The sequence below is a fragment of the Nostoc sp. MG11 genome, assembly GCF_014904695.1.
GTDB lineage: Bacteria > Cyanobacteriota > Cyanobacteriia > Cyanobacteriales > Nostocaceae > Komarekiella.
In genome coordinates this window covers 1-19,456 of the sequence record NZ_JACXXN010000026.1, presented here as the reverse complement: position 1 = coordinate 19,456, position 19,456 = coordinate 1, and the positions used below count along the sequence as shown (strand labels likewise).

Sequence of the window (19,456 nt, the reverse complement as noted above, 5' to 3'; positions counted from 1 at the left end):
TGACCAAATAATTGGCGTTGCTGAATCCAGGTATGAATTTATCTCACGCAGAGACGCAGCGAAAAGTTCTGTAGGCGGAGAGAAGTCTGAGCGCCGGCGTCCGGCGATCAGAACTTCGGAGTTTCCCGCCGTAGGAAACTTTTCAAGACAGAGGCGCAGAGAGTAAGAGTTTAAGATGTTAAGTTTTGAAATTTCATACTTCAATTCAGCAATGCCAAATAATTAATTATGAATTATGAATTATCAATTATGAATTATTTTGACTACCCTCTTTTCCTCAACATCTCGCAGAACGCGGTAGCATAAATTTTTCCCTCTCCGCTGCAAATTTACCGCGAACCATCAGCACAGTTTCATCAAATTCATGAGGAAATGGTTGCACATCTTTGACATCGAGACGTTCAGGACTAAAGTAGATTACTACCTCTGCAATGGGTTGAGGTATCCTAGCCAGAATCTCGTTTAAAGAGTATGTCTGCGTTGCCACCAGATCAAAAAGATGAAGTCTGCTATCTTCAATCTCCATGCAAGCGATTAAATCCAAATCTTCCGCATAGTATAAGGGACGGCTTCCTTCATTAACGCAAAACAAGGGTTTTTCCTTGACTACCCCAACTATATTAGATACAGGCGTGCGCGTTTCTAAAAGCCTGTGCAGCAATGTGAAATCTTTGATATCTGCAAAATTCAGAGTTCTCAAGCCATCAGCGCTACCTGTGGAGTCACACTTGACTTTGAAAATGTGTTCTTCGACAATGCGAAAGCCAAAAGGTAAGTAAAACTCTGGTTGTAGTGTCGTCAGTACAAGTGTTTCATAATGTTGGTTACAGTATTCCAGAACTTCCTCCATCACTTGACGGTAATAGCCTCTCCTACGAAACTCCGCACGGGTAGCTACCGCATGGACTCCTCCCACAGTTAGCCTTTGTCCCATGATTTGCATGGGAATTTCTAATACTCCCACATGAGTAATGGCTATATCATCATGAAAGCGAATAAACGGTGTCGAAGCTGTTTCCCAAGATGCACCTAGTTTTCTCCCACATTCTGCCAAACTACTGAGTCCGGGAAATGTGTTTTCCAACAAGTCAAAAAGCTTATTGCTTAAGGCAGGGTCAGCAGAGAATGATTGTTTAAAGTGATACTGGTTCATGTATTACTATCAACTCACTATCTCATGCTACAGATACTACAATATAAATTCCAGTAAATCTAATACCAACTAAAAAAAATAATGCGATAGGTAGAGACGTTGCATTGCAACGTCTCTACACCCTGCCCCCTGCACCTCTACTACTTTTCTCGCCGCACTTCTTCCACTTCACCAACTTGGAAAATTAAAGTGAAAGGTTGTCCCATTTCTCGCTCAATAAACTCTTCCAATAACTGCACTTGTCGAGGGGTTACAGGTTCCTTTGCTCGCACATTTAGACGGATTTGTGGTTGATTAGTTAGCCAATTTGTTTGATTTGTCAGTAACTCTAGTCTTTGAAAAGTAACAGTTCTGTTTAATAATGCTCGTCTAACGCTGATTTTTTGTTTGATTTGTCAGTAACTCTAGTCTTTGAAAAGTAACAGTTCTGTTTAATAATGCTCGTCTAACGCTGATTTCTAGCTGGGATTGCCGTACAAGTCGGAAGAAGCTGACACCCAAAGGAATTAGAAGAATTGCGGTTAAAGCCAAAGTCCAAGTCAGGGGTTTTCGTGCTCGACGTACAGATGTGTAACCTGCTATCAGAAATGTGAGCATACAGGAAAGAGTGATACCTAATAGGTTAGTTAGGTAAAGTAAGGTTGCTCCGAAACTGAGTGAGAAATTTGCCTGTGATAACCCTAAACCAATCACACAAACAGGAGGCATGAGCGCAACCGCAATTGCAGTTCCCGCCAAACTTCCAGAAATTTTTGGCTCAACTTTAGCATAGCCGCTGATACTTCCAGCTGCGATCGCTATCCCTAAATCTAATAGTGTTGGTTCGGAACGTGCTAGGATTTTACTACCAAAGGTAGGAAGACGCGTAAATAATCCTAAACTGGTAAGCGATCGCAATTGCAGCAATTATCCCTAACTATTACAGCAAATACTCCTTGGCGAAATAAAACCACATTCGCTTGCAACGCACCAAAAGCTAAAGCTCGAATTGGCAACATCAAAGGTGCAATGATCATAGCTCCGATGATGACTGCACTACTGTTGGACAATAAACCAAAAGTAGCTATGGCACAGGAGCCAAAAATTAAAACTAGGTAGGATGAGTCTAATGTTGATTCAGCTAGCAACTCTGTTTCTAGCTGTTGGATTTTGACAGGCTCAGCTACTTTCCTTCTAAAATTCCGAAAGCGGTTTTGCAATTTTTCTATCACAACGCCTTCTTACCCCATTATTCGCTAATTTGTCTAGACATTTTGGTTAGTAAGAACCTGATGAAGGAACTTGCCGCCACTTATCTAAAATATCTTTAAATAACACTTCTTGTGTCCAAATCTTGGCAATTACCGCCAGCGGTATCGCCATCAGTAATCCTAAAGCGCCAAAAAGGGTAACGAAGACAATTTGTGCCGTCAGTGTCATAGCAGGTAATAGCGCTACCTGTTTTGCCATCACAGTTGGAGTAAGCCAATAGCTTTCAATGTTTTGAATTATGATATATAAAATTATTACGGCCCCGGCTTTCCAAGGTGCATCAAGAAAAGCTATTGCCATTGGTAGCACTACACTCAAAGTTGGGCCAATATTGGGAATAAAGTTGAGTAATCCTGCTAAGACTGCATGAGCTAGTACAAGTGGTACTTGTAAAATCCATAAGCCAAGTCCGCAAAGAACACCAATAAATACCATTTCAATCAAAGCACCGATTGTCCAAGCGCCCAAACCTTCCGCACAACGAGAGAGAATTTCCTCAACTCTCGAACGGTAAAAGGCAGGGAAGACGCATACAAAAGCTCTGCGGTAGGGCTGCGGATTAACAAGTAGCATTAAAGTTAGAACTATAACTAAGAGAAATTCTAATATTGCAGTTATAGAGGTAGAGAATAGAGCGATCGCCTGTTGTAATAAATTTGTAATCCAAGGTTGTAGTTGTTCAATTAGACCATTGATGTCGGGAATTTCCGGTAAATAGATTTGGGGAATGCGTTCCTCTAACCAGTTGATACCCCGTTGAATTTGATCTACTCCAGTTGGTAAAAGCACTACCAATTCCTGAAACTGCTCGATAAATGGCGGCACAATCAACAAGAAAACACCAACTAACAGTGTCACGATAATACCCAAACTCAGCCAAACAGCCCAAATCCGTTTGACCCCAGACTGCTGAAATCGCCAAACTAGCTGATTAATCGCCACCGCCAGCACTACAGCAGTAAATAAAAGTAATACTAACTGCCGAATTTGCCAAAGGATGTAGAGCGAAAAAAATAGTACTAGTAAACCCAAGCATTGCCCTAGTTTCATCTTGTCTTTCTCCTGTGCCGCTTAGGCTTTTTTAGCCAAAGTCCTAGAAAACCAATAGCAGCCGCTATGGTAAGTAAAAACCAAGGATTGAAGGCAATTACATAACTAGCATCTGCTTCATAGCGCCAACGCAATAACCAAAATGTGTCATTACCAATTACGAAGGAAGGTACTTTAAGAATAGTGAATAATATAAGCAGCAAGAAAGCGATCGCACTCAACAATAAAAATGCTGACAAAGTAATTTTTAACCAAGACCAAAAAATCGTATGGGATTTTTGTACTGACATATACAGCAGTTGGCATTTTCATGAATCACATGTAGAGACGTTATATGTAACGTCTCTACTATTTTCAGGCTGCACCTTAAATGTGAGTATAAAGTGACAGCAGGCTAAATGGCGATCGCGTCGCTAACAGTACCTTGCAATTTGTAGAAAATATCACAGCATTCGGTAAGCCACAACGTTAACTATCACGTAGAAGAGTCTGAATATTCAGGCTACAGATAGAGCTTAGCCAATTACGGGTGTTGCTGAGTGAAAATATTAATTTGTCTACCTTTGGGATTTGCAAGCTTAGTTTTAAACATTTGCGATGGGTAAATCATTGGAACTCAACTATTAAGCTGAAAACGATGTGCTACTAATGACGGATGTCAATATTTACCAAATCCCTCATGATCAAGTAAGTGTTTAAATATTGATTGCCTATGTCCAATACTTTTACATAGACTGATATTATAGCTTTTGACTTATTATTCTCAAAGGAGGGTTTATGAACGGAAAATTCTGTTTTCTCGCTTCATCTATTGGACTTAGCCTACTTCTAGGAGCCTGTGAACCTGCTGCACAAACCCCAACAGCACCACCAGCAGCAACACCAACAGGAGCGCCACCAGCAGTACCACCAGCCGCGACTCCAACTGTAACCCCGGCTACGCCCTAACAAAACTTTTTTCTGACTTGAGATTTTTTAGTTAGAGGTTGTGTCACTTATTTGTAAGCTTTAATAGAAGCTTGCATAGTGGCACAAAATTACTATTAGTGATACCAGTAGCTAATAATATTTGCCAATGGAGTTACTCATTACTATTTTGGCGTGGCTCGGTGCGATCGCTTTAATTATTAGACCTCTTGCATAAATGCTTAAATTGTCATGTTGAGCGGAGCGAAACATCTCGGATATTCTTTCCTCCACATATGTTCTGGTCAAAATGACACTAATAATTTTCGGACTTTTGCAAGAGATCTATTGGATTTAGCCTAACTGAGTCGCAAATGGTGCAACATATCGAGCGTAGTTACCTTTGGAAAAAGAATAAAAAATATTTATGGCAAACCCGTAATTTACGTTGAGTTTCGGCAGCGTGATTGCAAGAGTTGTCCAGTTCGGAATCAATGTACTCATGCAAAAACAAACCCCCGTGGGTTAATCATACAAGTGCAATCTGAGTATGAAGCTCTTCAAAAAGCAAGAGTTCGACAAAAAACTGAGGAATTTCAAAAACAGTATGCACTGCGTTCAGGTATTGAAGGAACTATCTCTAAAGGAATTCGAGCGTTTGAAATGCGCGACTGCCGTTATATTGGGCTAGCTAAAACTCATTTACAGCATATCCTGACAGCTGCCGCTATCAATCTAGGTCGAGTTTTCGCTTGGTTGGAGGAGATACCAAGGGCCAAAACTCATTCCTCACACTTTTCAAGACTGGCAGCATCTCATTTGCGCTACCAGGCATGAAGGCAAACTCTACTGGGATACCGCTTTTAGTGGTTAATAACTGCACTCTCACCCCGTAGAAATAGCGTTTTTTTGATGCTATGTAACCTCTATAATCTTCTGATTTGATTAATCCCACGTTAAATATTCGGATGTTATCGCACATTGGTACTGGAAATGAGTCTAAAAGGTATTCCGTACAATCACTAATTTCTTTGACTATCATTCCCACTTGATGAAACACATCGTTGAGCAACATTGATACATTATGTAATCGTCGATTGAAGCGTGATTTTTCTAACATCTTAGGCACTAGCAGATGGTCTTTCATATATTGCAAGCTTTGCTTTGATTGCCATTAAAGAACATCGCTGCTACTAACGCCGTTGTAATAATTTCCGCATTGCCCATCTCTCGACGACTGTCTTCATCAACACATTCTGAACTTGAGAATTATGATAGTGAAACATTCAGCCTTGATTTTGATTTATAACAGTAATATCAAGCCCTTAGCTTTGTTTGGGTTAATGCATAAATGTTCTATCTAGTTGCCGTTTTTAAACATTTATATAGAAAAGTTTCGCAGAAAAAATAGTTAGTCAAAAGCACTCCATGAGCAATATGGTAATCACTTTAATTGAACAATTGGAAGAAAAGCTCCGGCAGGCTATGCTCAAAAATGATGTTTCAGCCTTAGAAGAACTGATTGCTGATGAAGTTGTGTTCACGACGCATACTGGCGAATTAATTGATAAACAGATGGATTTAGAAGCACATCGCTCGGATATTCAAAAACTTGTTTTACTCCAAAGTAAACAACAGCGAGTGCAACTCTACGGTAATACAGCTGTGGTGACTGTAAAAATGGAGGTTGCTGGTACTTATGAAGGCAAAGCTTTCGCCGACATCTACCGATACACAAGAGTTTGGGTACAGTCACAGCCACAAGGTAACTGGCAAGTCGTGGCTGCTCATGTTAGCCAAGTACTAGACTAACAGAGCATCTGATTTACAACCTATCAGTACAATTATCTACTAACTGCAATAAGCAGTTAGTAGATAACTAATAGATTGTCAAACTGCAAAAAGCGTCTAATACTCGCTCATAGCTCCAAAAAATTATTCATCCTACTCATCCTGCTCATCCTGCTCAAAATCTTCATCGTATTTATGATCCTGCTGTCTATGTTCTTCAAGCCACTTTCGTTGTTCTTCTAGTGCCGCCTCTGTCTGTATCCTTTTCCTTTCTGCAATTTCTGCTTCTAGGATTTCTTGCTCTCGCTTCTCCCTCTCTAACCTTTCTTTTTGCGCCCTTTCCTTTTCTCGCGTTTCTTTCTCTACCCTCTGCCTCTCAATAGAGATTAGCCGCTGCTCGACTCGCCCACAGTAGAAATCTAAAGCCTTGCCTGTGGTTGCTCCGGTAAGTGTACCACCAACTAAAAAGATGAGTCCAGTTTTCCAGCCTGCGATGGGGCCACCACTCAACTCCAAACTAGTACTCTGTCACAGCAAGTTTGCTGGGTTATATGGTTGGATACAAACGTTCCATTTTTCTACGTGCATCCGTAGTTTTAAAGCGCCAACAAACACTTGCTTTTTGTTGGTTGCGTTGTTTTTCCCAAGTGGTGATTTCATCAGATAATGTTTGTAAATCGGGAATTCGTCTTGACAAACATTGACGCGATAAAACCGATAGTTCAATCTCAACTTGATTTAACCAGCTTGCGTGTTTTGGTGTGTAGTGGAACTCTAATTTTCGGATAATGCGTCTTTTTTAAAGTTCTACGCACTGTTTCATAACTAATTGAATCTACAATGCCTAAACTCACTATCCGGTCTGCTAACAATCTCAATGTCCAACGTGTATTCCCTGTTGGTGCTTTTGAACACGCTGTTGCAATCAAAAAAGCTTCTTGCTCACCTCACCATTAATTTTGGGTGTCTTCGGTGGGTGTGGACGCTCGTTTAGTACTAAATCTATACCTCCAGTTGCCAATCTCTGCCGAGTGCGTTCTACTGTTGAAACATTCACCCCAAGGTTATGCGCGTTCACGAAGTGTGCCGAAGGTATCGCTTTATCTGTTTTGCCCTCATTGCTCATTAGAATAATGCGGACACGGGTTATAGTTCGCGCCTTAGTCTTTCCTGACCTAATAACTGTTTGCAACTTTTCAACTTCTTCTGGTGTCAAACAGACAGTATATTTTTTTTGCCATGATCCTACCCTTTACTCACCCAAAAGTAGCTTATCAAAACTGGTTAAACTCCGCAAAGTTGCTGTGACAGAGTACTAGTACAGGAGCAGCAAGAAGCCTTAACCACCACTGGTAACGAGACAATGGCACAGATTGCGGCAGAATGCGAGAAGTTTGAATTTGACCTGATGGACGATGGGATCTACCATGACAACATAAAACTAGGCGAAGTCGGTTGTACTGATAATCGGTGGTGGTTTGTACAAGCATCAGAGGAGCATCAGGGAAGAATACCGTGTGATTCAGCGTTAGATGCTGTTTGGTCACTGTCGATGGTTGAAAATGATGTGAAAACTCTGTCTTGCGAGGACTTGTTAGACAAGCCGTTTGAGATGCTAACGGCTGGGAAATGGCGGAGGCTGTTAGAGTATCAGCCAGTATCAGCAGAACGGGAATTAGTACTAATGCTCGCAGCGTAAAATACAGGTGGGAGCTACAAATAAAATAGTAAGCTACCCACCAACTGATTTAAAAAGGGTAAGCAGATGAAGGAAACAATATTATGCTTCAACCTTTAGTTGAGCCAATAACATTTGAAGAATTTCTGGAGTGGAAACCAGAGAACGGGAGATATGAATTACATAAAGGAGTCATAGTAGAAATGCAGCCAACAGGCGACCATGAGTTAGTCAAAGCATTTCTGATTAGAGAACTCAATTTTGAAATTCGTAGATTAAACCTTGCGTATTCCATTCCTAGCCAAGCATTAGTTAAAGCAGTAGACAAAAAATCTGGTTATATTCCAGATGTTTTGATATTGAATCTACCTAACCTAGCTAATGAACCACTTTGGAAAAAATCATCAACAGTTTCTCAAGCAGAATCGATTCCATTAATAATAGAAGTTGTAAGTACAAATTGGCGCGATGACTATTTCCTCAAATTTGGGGAATACGAAGAAATGGGTATTCCCGAATATTGGATTGTTGACTATGCTGCTCTTGGTGGAAAGCGATTTATAGGCAATCCCAAGCAACCAACAATATCAGTTTACGCTTTAGTTGATGGAGAGTATCAAGTTACTCAATTTCGAGGAAAAGACCGCATTCAATCACTAACTTTTCCAGAACTTAATTTGACTGCTGAGCAAGTTTTTCAGGCTGCTTCAGCAGAAACATTTTGATGATATCAACAAAATAATCCTAAAATATAGTTGTTATTTTCGCTAGAAATCATCAATCTTAAAGCGCTTTGTTAACAGCAGAGCGCTTATTTTGTTGCGGCTACCACTGGTACAATTTAACAGCAATTCCCATTTACTGAAACCCCATCCCAGATGGTTAATCGGGTATGTTGAGGGCTGGGGAATAAGAAAAATATCATTGTTATTAATGATGAAGCACACCACTGTTACCGTCGCCGTGTTGGTGGTGATGAAGAAAAATATAAAGGTGATGATTTAAAGGAAGCGAAAAAAAATGAAGAAGAGGCGAGAGTTTGGATTTCTGGGTTAGAAGCTACCCAACAAAAATTAGGGGTAAAGGTAGTTTATGATCTCTCAGCTACCCCGTTTTTCTTAAAAGGTTCAAGCTATAAGGAAGGGACATTATTTCCTTGGGTTGTATCCGATTTCTCTCTAATTGATGCTATTGAATCTGGTATTGTCAAAATCCCTCGTGTGCCTGTATCTGATGACAGCATGAAGGGAGAACTGCCTACTTATCGCAACATTTGGACACTAATTCGTGACCATCTGCCCAAGAAGGGGAGGGGTTCTAAAGAAAATGTTCCCTCAACTCCAGAACCAAAACTACCCAAGGAATTAGAAGGTGCGCTGCGGACGCTGTATAGCAACTACGAGAAGAATTACAAAGCTTGGGAGCAAAATTCTGAGGCACAAGCAAAGGGACTTACACCACCAGTTTTTATCGTAGTCTGCAACAATACCAGCGTCTCGAAGATGGTTTATGACTATATCTGCGGTTGGGATACTGGTAAAACTTACCCCGATGGCCGACCTATTTTAACCCCTGGTCAGTTATCGGTGTTTAACAATGTCAAAGATAATAACTGGGCATTTCGACCCAATACAATTCTGATTGACAGTGAGCAGTTAGAGTCTGGGGAAAGCATGACTGCTGAGTTTAAGCAACTGGCAGCACGGGAGATAGAAGAGTTTAAAACTGAGTACCGAAATAGATATCCAGGTCAAGACCCAGACAAAATCACTAATGAAGACCTGTTGCGTGAGGTACTTAACACAGTAGGTAAAGCTGGCAAGTTGGGTGAACATATCCGTTGTGTTGTCTCAGTGTCCATGCTGACTGAAGGTTGGGATGCCAATACAGTTACCCACATCTTGGGGGTGAGGGCATTTGGTACTCAGCTTTTGTGCGAACAAGTAGTAGGAAGGGGTCTAAGACGCATTAGTTATACCAGCAATGACCAAGGGATGTTTGAGCCGGAATATGCCGAAGTCTATGGTATTCCCTTTGCCTTTATTCCCTGTGCTGGTTCAAACAAAGTCCCGAAACCGGGGTTACCGCCTACTTGTGTACGCTCACTTCCAGAAAGGATTGATTGTGAAATTACTTTCCCCAAGTTGTTAGGCTATCGTTACGAAATCAGCAGCAAAAAACTAACACCAGATTTTAGTAAACCTGGTTGTCACTATTCCCTGTCTACGGCTGACTTACTCCCTACCATTAATACTTTCATTTGTTTGTTGTTTAATTTTTTGCCCAACCGTGATTGCGTAAATAGGATTCAAAGTCGGTTGGTGCAGGAAAATCACGTTTCAACTGGGCTAAATCCGCCGCATAGCCAACATTCTCAAACCAGCGAAACATGATCGTCACTTCTTCTCCAGCTTGCTGCTCAAACGCTTCAAACGGAATCTGTTGGTAGTTAACGGGTTTGTCCAGGACGCGGCTAAACGCGGTAGCAATTTCTGGCATGGTCATCTCCACGCTGGCAACTTCGATTTCGCGGTGCATGAAGTCTGCGGGACGCTCGAACACCTCGGCAACCATTGCCCCATAGTCCTCTTCAGACAGTTGCTGCAATTTCGTCTCAGGACTGAGCGGCTGGGGAAGCGTTCCCTGTTCAATCATTGGGCGCATCCCGTTGTAATTGTAAAAGAAGAACACCGGACGCAGAATTGTGTAGGGCAACTTGATCGCTCGCACATATTCTTCGACTTGAAACTTGCTGTCGAAATGGGGAATGCTCGTGTTGCGCTCGGCGCTTCCTACCGAACTGTAGACAAAATGCTCAATACCCGCCGATGAAGCCGCGTCTATGATCGCGCTGCCCTGACGGATTTCGGTGTCCACTCCGTCTCTGAAATCCTGGATCGAAAAAACGCCATAAACGCCTTGCAAAGCGCGATCGAGTGAAGCCTGATCGTTGAAATCTCCCTGAATGAGTTCTGCTCCTGCTTGTTGAATCGCCTGGGCAGCAGGCTTATTTTGATCGCGAACCATTGCGCGAACCTTGAACTTGCCGCGTTGGAGCAGGTGACGGGCGATCGCACCGCCCTGATTGCCCGTCGCTCCGGTGACTAAAATGAGTCGCTCTGGGTTTGTTTGCTGTGTCATATCTGGTTGCTCACTATTGGATGTGGGTTTGAAATTTCAACTTGTCTTAACAGTAGCTTGTGCAAAAGCAGAGAAAAAGTAGTTAAACTTCAAAACACTTGTGCAAAAAATTCAAAGATGCGGTGGCAGCAATGGACAAGCTCAAAAGCTTGATGATTTTTGTACGCTCCGCCCAGTGTGGCAGCTTTTCAGAGGCAGCAAGGCAGTTGGGCATGGCTCCGTCAGCCGTGAGTCGAGCCGTATTGCGCTTAGAAGATGACTTGGGGGTGCGCTTGCTTGGGCGAACGACGCGCAGTTTGACGCTGACCGAAGAAGGCGATCGGTTTTATCAACGGGTTCAGCAAATTTTTAACGATTTAGAAGAAGCGGAACTCGAAGTTAAACAATCGCAGTCCCTGCCGATCGGAACGTTGCGGCTTGATCTCAGCTTTACGTTTGGCAAACTGCATATTGCTCCGGCTCTACTACAATTTACCGCGCAATACCCTGACCTTAAGCTGAATGTTTCGTTTAATGATCGCCTGATTGATCTAGTTGAGGAAGGCATTGATGCAACCGTGCGAATTGGACTGAGCAGCGATAGCAGTTTAATCATGCATCACCTGGCAACTGCACGCTATATCACCTGTGCCTCACCGCAGTATCTCGCTCAGAAGGGTGTGCCTACAACGCCCACAGAGCTATCGCAGCATCGCTGTATCAACTTTATCTATCCGCAAAGCCGACAAGAACCGACCTGGAAGTTTGAACAAGATGGCAAAACAATTGACCTGGCTGTGGATAGTTATCTCCGATTTGATAATTCAGAAGTCATTTTAGAGGCAGTGATTCAAGGCGCGGGTGTGGTTCAACTGCCTAAATTTATTGCTGCAACCGCGATCGCACAGGGTGACCTGCAACCGATTCTGCAATCCTACGCGACTCAAGCTGGACTCTCGATCGCCGTGCTGTATCCCCAAAAACGTTATCTTTCGGCTAAAGTGCGTGTCTTTGTTGAATTCATGACAGAGTTGGTGGATGCCCTCAAGCGAACTGATGTGGTCGATTAAAACCTGCTCAATGACCCAAAATCTCATGCCATCGACATAGAAACCTAGACCTAGCCAAACATTGGGGCATAGTCGTGCGCGAATGTCTCAAAACTTCGCGGTGCCTTCCCAGTTGCATCCTGCACACCAGAAGCAACCACTGACGCTTCACCCCGCCGATAGTGAGCATAGTCCTCAAGCAACCCCTCTGCTTGCCAAGTAGGGAAATGAACGCTCAATAACGTCTCTAGCATCGTCTCAGGCGGAATATCGACAAAGGTAATTTTGCGACCGATCGCATCAGAGAGATAGTGTGCCATTTCCGTATGTGTCAGGGCTTGCGAACCTGTGAGGTCGTAGATCTTCCCTTCATGCCCAGTTCCCGTCAGGGCAGCGATCGCAGCGTCGGCAATGTCGCGGACATCAATCATGCTTACCTTGGCATCGCCGATTGCGGCGTAAAAGGCATTTTGGGTGACAATCGTCGATTTGAAATTTAACAAGCCCTGCATAAACAGGTTAGGGCGTAGAAAGGTATACGCCATCCCGGACGCTTGGATAGCTGCTTCGACTGCTGCATGATAACGTAAAAAGCGCACCGGGGAGTCAGCATTGGCGGCAAACTGCGACAGCTTGACGATGTGTGCGACCCCACTTTGCTTGGCAGCGTCCACAAAAGCGAGTTGTTGTGCTTGTGCGTGTTCCGATGAGTTTGTTACCAGGAACGCCCGGTCTACACCGCTCAAGGCACTCAGCAGCGTTTCGGAGCGATCAAAGTCTCCTTCTACCACTTCGACGCTTGGAAGTGCGATCGCTCCGGTACGATTACGATTGCGAACCATTGCTCGGACGGGAATGTTTTGCGCGGCAAGCATTTTGACGATTTCTGAACCATTATTTCCGGTTGCACCAGTGACTAAAATCATGGGTTGGTTCCTCAATGTGAGCTATAACTCAGATAATACGAGTATTAGCTCACATTCACAACTCGCATTTCCAACCGCAATTTTATGACCTCAAAATCCCAGACAAATCCTCGTAAACTGCCGCAGCAAGACCGTTCTAAGTTCACAGTTGATGCAATATTGACGGCAACTGCTCACATTTTGACCGCAGAAGGCTACGACAAGGCGAGTACCAATCGCATTGCCGAACGCGCTGGCATCAGCATTGGTTCGTTGTACCAGTACTTTCCCAACAAAGCATCGCTGATTGCTGCCCTACGCGCTCGCCATGTCAGCAGCATGATGGAAGTGATCGAATCGAAGCTGAGGGATTTATTCGATGCGCCGATCGCAGTTGTCTTGCCTGAAATCGTGAAAGCCAGTATTGCCGCTCATGCGATCGACCCGACGCTGCACAAAGTTCTGCACGAGCAAGTGCCTAGACTGAGTGGAACTGAGATGGAAAATCGCATGACTGATTTACTGCGAAGTTACTTAGCGAAGCAGTGCGATACGGCTGAAGCCGTTAAGCCTCCGGCTTATCGCATCCAGCCGCAAAAGCTTGATTATACTGTGTTTGTCATCGAGCGATCAATTGAAGCGCTGACTCATGCGGCGGTAATCGAATGCTCAGACCTACTTCAAGATGGGCATCTTGAGCAGGAAATTAACGAAATGCTGTTATCTTATCTCACTCAAAAATTAGCTCACCTAGCCTCACCGACACCAGCGTATTAATCCAGGTTTTGTGACTCCGCATCCATTCTTTTGAGGTTGAGGTAGTAGCTAGCATTAGATAGATGAGTATAGATGAGGTTGTGAGCAACTCAGCTCGCCCGCTTCGGCGGCTGTTGGGGACTTCTAATCCGCCGCCGTTCGCTTTGAAAACCAAGCGTGAATGAAAAGGGTTTGGAAGAACAACACCGGAGTATTGAAGCCGCCCGCTGCGATAATTGCTTCGATTTCAGGTGGGGTTAAAGCCGCGATATGAAAACGCCAGGCAGCGCGCACCTTTTCGATGTCTTCTTCACTCCAGCCGGAGCCTCCGAGCATTCGCAGCCAAACTTCAAACAAGCTTTGATGAACCGGAGGCGACATGCCCAGAACCAAATCGGAACTGATCAAAACGCCGCCTGGACGAAGGCGTTGCGCGATTTGACCGAAAAAGTGGCTCCGCTCTTCCGCTTCCTGCAAGAATTGAGAGACCAAAAGGCAAGTCGCCGCATCGAACGGGTCAGAAGCGGGCAGCGAGTCGAGATAGCCTTCGTGGAAGGTGCAACGCGAGGTGATGCCATTTTCTTCGGCTTTTTGACGGCAGATGTCCAGCATCGCAGACGCAGGCTCGATCGCCGTGAATTGACACTGCGGAAAGGCTCGCGCCAGAGCAATCATTTCCGTTCCGGTGCCGACACCAACACACAGAATCCGTGCCTCAGCCGGAAGCTCGGCGAAAATCAGGCGCATTAACGAAAAGAGCGCATCACGCCCTGACGCCCAAAGAGCGGTTTTCTCGTCGTAGGAAGCCGCAGCCTTTTGGTCAAATAGGATGGGTGACTGTTGGTTTTGCATGATGGAAGTGAATGAGGTCGAGATTCATGTTTTACACAGTTGAATGTTGCAATGGAAAGCCGCGCGCAGCTGCCGAACGCCTAAGTTAACGGCGGGCGTAGCTCGTCCGCTTGAACGCATAGTTGGGCAGCATGGCGCTCTAGGGCCGATCCTAGTGAGCTACGAGCACTCGGTCACTTGACGCGATGGATGGCGCAGAGCTTATTTCCGTCGGGATCGCGCACATATGCCAAGTGCACAGCCCCTAAGCTGCTGTTGCGTAGACCCGGCGCGTCTTCGATTGAGGTGCCGCCGTGTGCAACTGCTGTGTCGTGGAATTTATGTACCTGCTCGGACGAGTTGCATTTGAAGGCGATGGTGCCGCCGTTGGCAAAGGTCGCTGGCTCGTCGTTAATTGGCTCACTGACCCAGAAGGTGCCGCCGTCGTGTCGGTAGAACAGCCGAGTGTGGCCAGTGTCCGCCTTGTTGCGTAGCGGCTCGCCCGCCCCCAGCGTTCCGAGCACCGCGTCATAGAAGCGCTTTGATCGCTCGATGTCGTTCGACCCAACCATAATGTGATTGAACATGCTTTCTCTCCTTCACGTCGGTGTCATGCCGGGTTTAACTGTTGGCGATCATTGTTGTCCGCACAACAAGAGATTCATAGCACCATCTAAATCTTAGTAGGCACTATTCTGACTGACATTTCTCACCCGCCAATATTGAGGAATCTCATGTCAATGATCTTATGCTGTTAAAGTGAAATTCAGAAAAACTACAAACTATTCCTTTCTGTTTACACCAGATCGATGACGATTTTGCCGAAGAGGTCTGGCGATGATTGGGCTTGATAGGCAGCCTTCGCCTCCTCAAAGCGGAAGCGGCGATCAATCGGTGGCTTTATCTGGTGCGTGTTGATCGCTTGCACCATCGCGTCATACAGTTCAGCACTGCCTACCGCAACGCCTCGAACAGATGCACTCTTACCCATCAGCGCTATAAAATCAAGTGGACGATCGTCAAAGGACATTAACCCCAGCAGAGCCACTTCACCTCCATATGTAAGTGCCGCTAATGACTGACTCAGCGTACCTGTCCCAACTGTATCGACGACCTTGTTGACACCGCCCGTTCGCTCGAACACCGCTTTGCCCCAGTCCGGGGTGTCCCGGTAGTTGATCCCATCACTGGCACCAACATCCAGCCACCGCTTCAGCTTGGCATCCTGGCTCGATGTCGCAATCACCTGAGCGCCTGCTGCACGGGCAAACAGCATCGCAAACAGCGATACGCCACCGCTTCCCAGCACCAGAACTTTGCTCTGTTTGCCAATCGGATAGCCCCCGTGAATAGCGTTCCAAGCCGTTAATGCAGCGCAAGGAAGCGTTGCGGCTTCGGCATCGTCTAAGCTGGCAGGTGCACGCACAAAGCGATCGCCGGGCAGCACGACATATTCAGCGAGCATTCCATCTTCACTGAGGGAGCCGAGACCAAAGCCAAGCTCTGTTGGTGCGCCTCGCTGCCAGTTCAGCAGTAATCCGGTGACGCGATCGCCGACTGCCCACATAGTTACACCTGCTCCAATCGCGTCAATCTCACCCGTTCCATCTGAGATTGGAATCAGATTTCGTGCAGGTAAATGATTCGCAAATTGCCCCTTGAGTACGAGTTGATCGCGGTAATTTAAGGACACAGCACGAACGCGAATCCGCACTTCGCCTGCTCTGGGTTCCGGCATCGGCGCATTTTCCAGAACCAGTCCATCGAGATCGGTTGCGCCAGCTTTCAAAATCCAACGTCGCATTTAAAGAGTTCTTCTTGTTGTATTGTTTCGTCGCGAATCTAATTGATCCGACTCTAACTGCTGAAATTGCTTCAGACTTCCGAATCAAGCAGGGTTTCTAGCGGGCGCATTCAGCGTAGATATGTCAATGACCAGTCGGTAGCGCACTTCTTTGCGCTCCAGTCGTTCAAACCCATGATTAATATCTGCTGCCGCGATCACTTCGACATCGGCTGCAATCTTGTATTTACTGCAAAAGTCCAGCATCTCTTGTGTTTCCAGTGTTCCGCCTACTCCTGAACTAGCGATTTGTCGTCGTCCCGTCGTGAGTAAATACGGGCTGAAATCTAGTGCCTTGGGAATGTCTAAACAGCAGAGTGTGCCATCGAGTTTGAGCGATCGCAGATAAGGATCAAGCGGATGATGAGCAGAAACAGTATCGAGGATGAAATCGAAGCGAGAGGCTTGAACTGCCATTTGTGCCTCGTCGGTAGACAGAATTGCTGCGTCGGCTCCCAGCGCTTTTGCATCGGCAAGCTTGTCTTCAGATGTACTGAATAGCGTCACCTGAGCACCCAACGCATGAGCAAATTTCACTGCCATGTGTCCGAGTCCCCCCAGTCCGACAATATCAATCGTCTTACCTGTCACATCCCACTGACGTAGTGGCGACCAGGTTGTTACACCTGCACAGAGTAGAGGTACGACACTAGCTGGATCAAGACCTGTGGGTAGGTGATAGGCAAAGTGCGTATCTACAATGTATTGATTCGAGTAACCGCCGCGTGTGATGCTGCCATCCTGTCTGTCAATGCCGTCATAGGTGGTAGTCACGCCTTCGAGACAATATTGCTCTAACTGGCGTTTGCAGACATCAATACGGAACTAGCGGCTCTCAGTGAGTTACGTGACAAACCTGCTGGAACTCTGCGGATTACCATGCCAAGACACGCGGCAACTTCTGTTCTCTGTCCGGTGCTGCCCAGTTTTTTGGCTGCGTATCCAGAGATTCGCGTTGAGGTGATGATCGACGAAGGGCTAACCGATATTGTGGAGAGCCGCTATGATGCGGGCATCCGACTGGGTGAAAAAGTCGCTAAAGACATGATTGCAGTGCGAGTCGGACGGGATCTGCAAACGGCAGTTGTGGGTTCACCTGCCTATTTCGCTGATTACCCTGCACCCAACATTCCCCAAGACTTGGCGAATCATCGCTGCATCAACTACCGATTTATGACTTCTGGGGCGCTCTAACCCTGGGAGTTTAAGCAAGAGGGGCGATCATTTCAAGTTAGAGTCGATGGATCGCTGGTCTTCAATGATGCCGATCTGATTCTGGCGGCGGTCTTGGCGGGACAGGGGATTGCCTATCTCTATGAAGATCAAATCGCTGACGCGGTTGCTGAGGGTTGGCTGATCCGGGTGCTGGAGGCGTGGTGTCCCACTTTTCCCGGCTACTACCTCTATCACCCCAATCACCGCCAGACACTGCCTGCCTTAACGCCGTTGATTCAAGCGCTGCGGGTCAAGCCAGCCCGTAGAAAAACTCAGTAGTCATGGGTCAAGCGATGAGGGACAGAGGCATCCTGGTTAAATTTGCAGTGCGATCGCATCACTGGAGTTGGGCTGAGCAAACAATCTATGTTTGCATCACAAAGATACGATTCAAGGAACTGGAACGGTCAACACGCGCTGATTGGGTAAGGTGAACGAAACGGCAGTATTGCTGTCATTCCAATGAATAAATTGGATGCTGCGATCGCCGTAATCAATCCATTCATCAGTCGTAGCAGGATAATAAGTAGCTTGCCAAATTACAGTTTGATCGGCGGTGGATTCTACCTGAAACTCTAGATAGTGAATCTGCTTACCTGTAAGTGTGCGACGTTGCAGTGCCTTAGCATCAGCGCGATAGCGTTGGTCTGGAGTATGCTGATACTCACCTGTGCCACTAGGCCAGGTGTAGATCATCAATCCAACGACACAGGCGATGCTGATCGCACCCAACCAGAGGATACGGCGAAACCGTGTAGTAGACATGAGCTTTTTGATTCTCTTCAACTCAAGGGGTGTTGGTAATCGACAACTCGCTCAGGTCGCTGTGAATCCCCCATCAACTGCCAAAGGTTGTCCCGTGATGTAGCTGGCAGCATCAGAACACAGGAACACGACCACTGGAGCCATTTCTGCCGCCTGACCCATGCGTCCCATTGGCACCGTAGACGCGAAACCATCCGCCGTATTGCCCGTCCCATCCGCGAGGCGCTCCATCATCTCAGTCGCAATCAAGCCAGGATTAATGGCATTGATCCGAATGCCTTGCTTGGCATAGTCGAGCGCCGCAGAGCGCGTCAGTCCCATAACTGCGTGTTTGCTAGCGATATAGGGAGATACGCCTGGAAACGCAATTAACCCACCCATTGAGGAGTTATTCACAATCACACCTGAGCCTTGCTTCAGCATCTGTTGGATCTCATACTTCATGCACAAGAATAGTCCTCGCACATTGATTGCCATGAGTTTGTCAAACTCCTCGATCGATTGTTCGTGCAGGGGTTTGACAGGAGGATCGATTCAAGCATTGTTAAACGCACAATCGAGTTTGCCGTAGGCTGCGACTGTTTTCTCCACCAGAGCTTGGATATCCGCTTCACTCGACATGTCTGAGCGCACAAACAAGCATTCTGCCCCAGTATCACGAATCAGTGCCGCCGTCTCTTCACCTTCGGCTTCGCGTCTGCCGGAAAACACGACTTTTGCACCCGCCGCACACATGGCGACTGCCGTTGCTCTGCCAATTCCGGATGTGCCTCCCGTGACCAAGGCAACTTTATTCTCAAGCATCATCATGCTTACCTCCTTTTGTGAGTCATAGCTCAACGATAGATCAGATAGAATTTATTGACTAGATAACATAATCAGCATAGAGTTATGAAACATATGCAGCAATGAAGTGTGATGACATTAATGACGGCTACTGCTATCATTCAACCGTCGCCAGCCCCCACCAGCCTTAACTCCGTTGATTCAGGCGCTGCGGGTCAAGCCAGCCCGTGGGAAAATCTAGTAGTCATGGGTCAAGCGATGAATGGCACTAAGAAAAGCGGAAACGCTTACCAATTAAGCAGTTTGCAATTGTTTACGTAATTCATGCCGGGGTTTGGTCATCAAGGGGTAAATTTT

22 protein-coding genes and 5 pseudogenes are annotated in these 19,456 nt (G+C 45.8%); 10 read left to right on the top strand and 17 right to left on the bottom strand.

Annotated features, from left to right (window positions below):
* Positions 1-277 precede the first annotated feature (277 nt).
* From HCR01_RS26165 to HCR01_RS26150, 4 genes and pseudogenes are all read right to left on the bottom strand, one after another.
* Positions 278-1,153 (bottom strand): GNAT family N-acetyltransferase, encoded by an 876-nt coding sequence (locus HCR01_RS26165; protein ID WP_193198973.1) that lies wholly within the window; start codon positions 1,151-1,153, stop codon positions 278-280.
* Between the two features lie 140 nt (positions 1,154-1,293).
* Positions 1,294-2,364: pseudogene (locus tag HCR01_RS26160) on the bottom strand (DUF389 domain-containing protein).
* 46 nt (positions 2,365-2,410) lie between these two features.
* Positions 2,411-3,454, bottom strand: a complete 1,044-nt coding sequence (locus HCR01_RS26155) for an AI-2E family transporter (RefSeq protein ID WP_193198972.1) — start codon at positions 3,452-3,454, stop codon at positions 2,411-2,413.
* Positions 3,451-3,744 (bottom strand): hypothetical protein, encoded by a 294-nt coding sequence (locus tag HCR01_RS26150; RefSeq protein ID WP_193198971.1) that lies wholly within the window; start codon positions 3,742-3,744, stop codon positions 3,451-3,453. Before HCR01_RS26150 ends, HCR01_RS26155 begins: the two co-directional genes overlap by 4 nt.
* Positions 3,745-4,231: 487 nt before the next feature.
* Between HCR01_RS26150 and HCR01_RS26145 the strand changes: the two genes are divergently transcribed.
* Together HCR01_RS26145 and HCR01_RS26140 are read left to right on the top strand one after the other, a co-directional pair.
* Entirely contained in the window at positions 4,232-4,402 is a 171-nt protein-coding gene (locus HCR01_RS26145) for a beta-Ig-H3/fasciclin (RefSeq protein WP_193198970.1), read from the top strand.
* A gap of 321 nt (positions 4,403-4,723) precedes the next feature.
* Entirely contained in the window at positions 4,724-5,197 is a 474-nt protein-coding gene (locus tag HCR01_RS26140; RefSeq protein ID WP_226889635.1) for a transposase, read from the top strand.
* Here HCR01_RS26140 and HCR01_RS26135 read toward each other — a convergent pair.
* Positions 5,091-5,507, bottom strand: a complete 417-nt coding sequence (locus HCR01_RS26135) for a hypothetical protein (RefSeq protein WP_226889631.1) — start codon at positions 5,505-5,507, stop codon at positions 5,091-5,093. The genes HCR01_RS26140 and HCR01_RS26135 overlap by 107 nt on opposite strands.
* Positions 5,508-5,797: 290 nt before the next feature.
* Between HCR01_RS26135 and HCR01_RS26130 the strand changes: the two genes are divergently transcribed.
* Positions 5,798-6,172, top strand: coding sequence for a nuclear transport factor 2 family protein (locus HCR01_RS26130; RefSeq protein ID WP_193198969.1), 375 nt, complete (start codon positions 5,798-5,800; stop codon positions 6,170-6,172).
* A gap of 132 nt (positions 6,173-6,304) precedes the next feature.
* On the opposite strand, the gene HCR01_RS26125 is transcribed toward HCR01_RS26130, so the two are convergent.
* From HCR01_RS26125 to HCR01_RS40865, 4 genes and pseudogenes are all read right to left on the bottom strand, one after another.
* Positions 6,305-6,667, bottom strand: coding sequence for a hypothetical protein (locus HCR01_RS26125; protein ID WP_193198968.1), 363 nt, complete (start codon positions 6,665-6,667; stop codon positions 6,305-6,307).
* Positions 6,668-6,698: 31 nt separating this feature from the next.
* A pseudogene (locus HCR01_RS40875) lies at positions 6,699-6,947 on the bottom strand (transposase); the annotation flags it as partial.
* Positions 6,880-7,080 (bottom strand): hypothetical protein, encoded by a 201-nt coding sequence (locus HCR01_RS40870; RefSeq protein ID WP_413773971.1) that lies wholly within the window; start codon positions 7,078-7,080, stop codon positions 6,880-6,882. The pseudogene HCR01_RS40875 and the gene HCR01_RS40870, both read right to left, overlap by 68 nt.
* Positions 7,077-7,367, bottom strand: a complete 291-nt coding sequence (locus tag HCR01_RS40865) for a hypothetical protein (RefSeq protein ID WP_413773970.1) — start codon at positions 7,365-7,367, stop codon at positions 7,077-7,079. Before HCR01_RS40865 ends, HCR01_RS40870 begins: the two co-directional genes overlap by 4 nt.
* A gap of 147 nt (positions 7,368-7,514) precedes the next feature.
* Between HCR01_RS40865 and HCR01_RS26115 the strand changes: the two genes are divergently transcribed.
* The 3 genes and pseudogenes from HCR01_RS26115 to HCR01_RS40860 all read left to right on the top strand — a co-directional run.
* The gene (locus HCR01_RS26115) at positions 7,515-7,850 is read left to right on the top strand and encodes a hypothetical protein (RefSeq protein WP_193198967.1); all 336 of its coding nucleotides are present in this window, start codon (positions 7,515-7,517) and stop codon (positions 7,848-7,850) included.
* Between the two features lie 83 nt (positions 7,851-7,933).
* Positions 7,934-8,554, top strand: a complete 621-nt coding sequence (locus HCR01_RS26110) for a Uma2 family endonuclease (RefSeq protein WP_193198966.1) — start codon at positions 7,934-7,936, stop codon at positions 8,552-8,554.
* Between the two features lie 129 nt (positions 8,555-8,683).
* A pseudogene (locus HCR01_RS40860) lies at positions 8,684-10,066 on the top strand (restriction endonuclease); the annotation flags it as partial.
* Positions 10,067-10,100: 34 nt separating this feature from the next.
* Here HCR01_RS40860 and HCR01_RS26100 read toward each other — a convergent pair.
* Positions 10,101-10,970, bottom strand: a complete 870-nt coding sequence (locus HCR01_RS26100; protein ID WP_193198965.1) for an NmrA/HSCARG family protein — start codon at positions 10,968-10,970, stop codon at positions 10,101-10,103.
* A 131-nt stretch (positions 10,971-11,101) separates the two neighbouring features.
* Here HCR01_RS26100 and HCR01_RS26095 point away from each other — a divergent pair, with 131 nt between their 5' ends.
* The gene (locus HCR01_RS26095) at positions 11,102-12,019 is read left to right on the top strand and encodes a LysR family transcriptional regulator (protein ID WP_193198964.1); all 918 of its coding nucleotides are present in this window, start codon (positions 11,102-11,104) and stop codon (positions 12,017-12,019) included.
* A 50-nt stretch (positions 12,020-12,069) separates the two neighbouring features.
* On the opposite strand, the gene HCR01_RS26090 is transcribed toward HCR01_RS26095, so the two are convergent.
* On the bottom strand, positions 12,070-12,939 hold the full coding sequence (locus HCR01_RS26090) for an SDR family oxidoreductase (protein ID WP_226889630.1): 870 nt from the start codon (positions 12,937-12,939) through the stop codon (positions 12,070-12,072).
* Positions 12,940-13,008: 69 nt separating this feature from the next.
* Between HCR01_RS26090 and HCR01_RS26085 the strand changes: the two genes are divergently transcribed.
* Positions 13,009-13,680 (top strand): TetR/AcrR family transcriptional regulator, encoded by a 672-nt coding sequence (locus HCR01_RS26085; protein ID WP_193198963.1) that lies wholly within the window; start codon positions 13,009-13,011, stop codon positions 13,678-13,680.
* A 123-nt stretch (positions 13,681-13,803) separates the two neighbouring features.
* Here the strand turns inward: HCR01_RS26085 and HCR01_RS26080 are convergent, their stop codons facing one another.
* The 4 genes from HCR01_RS26080 to HCR01_RS26065 all read right to left on the bottom strand — a co-directional run bounded on the left by HCR01_RS26080 (position 13,804) and on the right by HCR01_RS26065 (position 17,107).
* Positions 13,804-14,511: a class I SAM-dependent methyltransferase gene (locus HCR01_RS26080; protein ID WP_193198962.1), complete on the bottom strand. Its 708-nt coding sequence runs from the start codon at positions 14,509-14,511 to the stop codon at positions 13,804-13,806.
* 173 nt (positions 14,512-14,684) lie between these two features.
* Complete coding sequence (locus HCR01_RS26075) at positions 14,685-15,077, bottom strand: VOC family protein (protein ID WP_193198961.1); 393 nt, start codon at positions 15,075-15,077, stop codon at positions 14,685-14,687.
* A gap of 209 nt (positions 15,078-15,286) precedes the next feature.
* Positions 15,287-16,294 (bottom strand): zinc-dependent alcohol dehydrogenase family protein, encoded by a 1,008-nt coding sequence (locus tag HCR01_RS26070; protein WP_193198960.1) that lies wholly within the window; start codon positions 16,292-16,294, stop codon positions 15,287-15,289.
* A gap of 84 nt (positions 16,295-16,378) precedes the next feature.
* Positions 16,379-17,107, bottom strand: a complete 729-nt coding sequence (locus HCR01_RS26065; protein ID WP_320073176.1) for an NAD(P)-dependent alcohol dehydrogenase — start codon at positions 17,105-17,107, stop codon at positions 16,379-16,381.
* Positions 17,108-17,212: 105 nt separating this feature from the next.
* Here HCR01_RS26065 and HCR01_RS26060 point away from each other — a divergent pair.
* Positions 17,213-17,827, top strand: a pseudogene (locus HCR01_RS26060) (LysR substrate-binding domain-containing protein).
* Between the two features lie 111 nt (positions 17,828-17,938).
* On the opposite strand, the gene HCR01_RS26055 reads toward HCR01_RS26060, so the two are convergent.
* Both HCR01_RS26055 and HCR01_RS26050 read right to left on the bottom strand, forming a co-directional pair.
* The gene (locus HCR01_RS26055) at positions 17,939-18,313 is read right to left on the bottom strand and encodes a hypothetical protein (protein WP_193198959.1); all 375 of its coding nucleotides are present in this window, start codon (positions 18,311-18,313) and stop codon (positions 17,939-17,941) included.
* Between the two features lie 51 nt (positions 18,314-18,364).
* Positions 18,365-19,123: pseudogene (locus tag HCR01_RS26050) on the bottom strand (SDR family oxidoreductase).
* A 105-nt stretch (positions 19,124-19,228) separates the two neighbouring features.
* Between HCR01_RS26050 and HCR01_RS26045 the strand changes: the two are divergent.
* The gene (locus tag HCR01_RS26045; protein ID WP_193198958.1) at positions 19,229-19,420 is read left to right on the top strand and encodes a hypothetical protein; all 192 of its coding nucleotides are present in this window, start codon (positions 19,229-19,231) and stop codon (positions 19,418-19,420) included.
* Positions 19,421-19,456 lie beyond the last annotated feature (36 nt).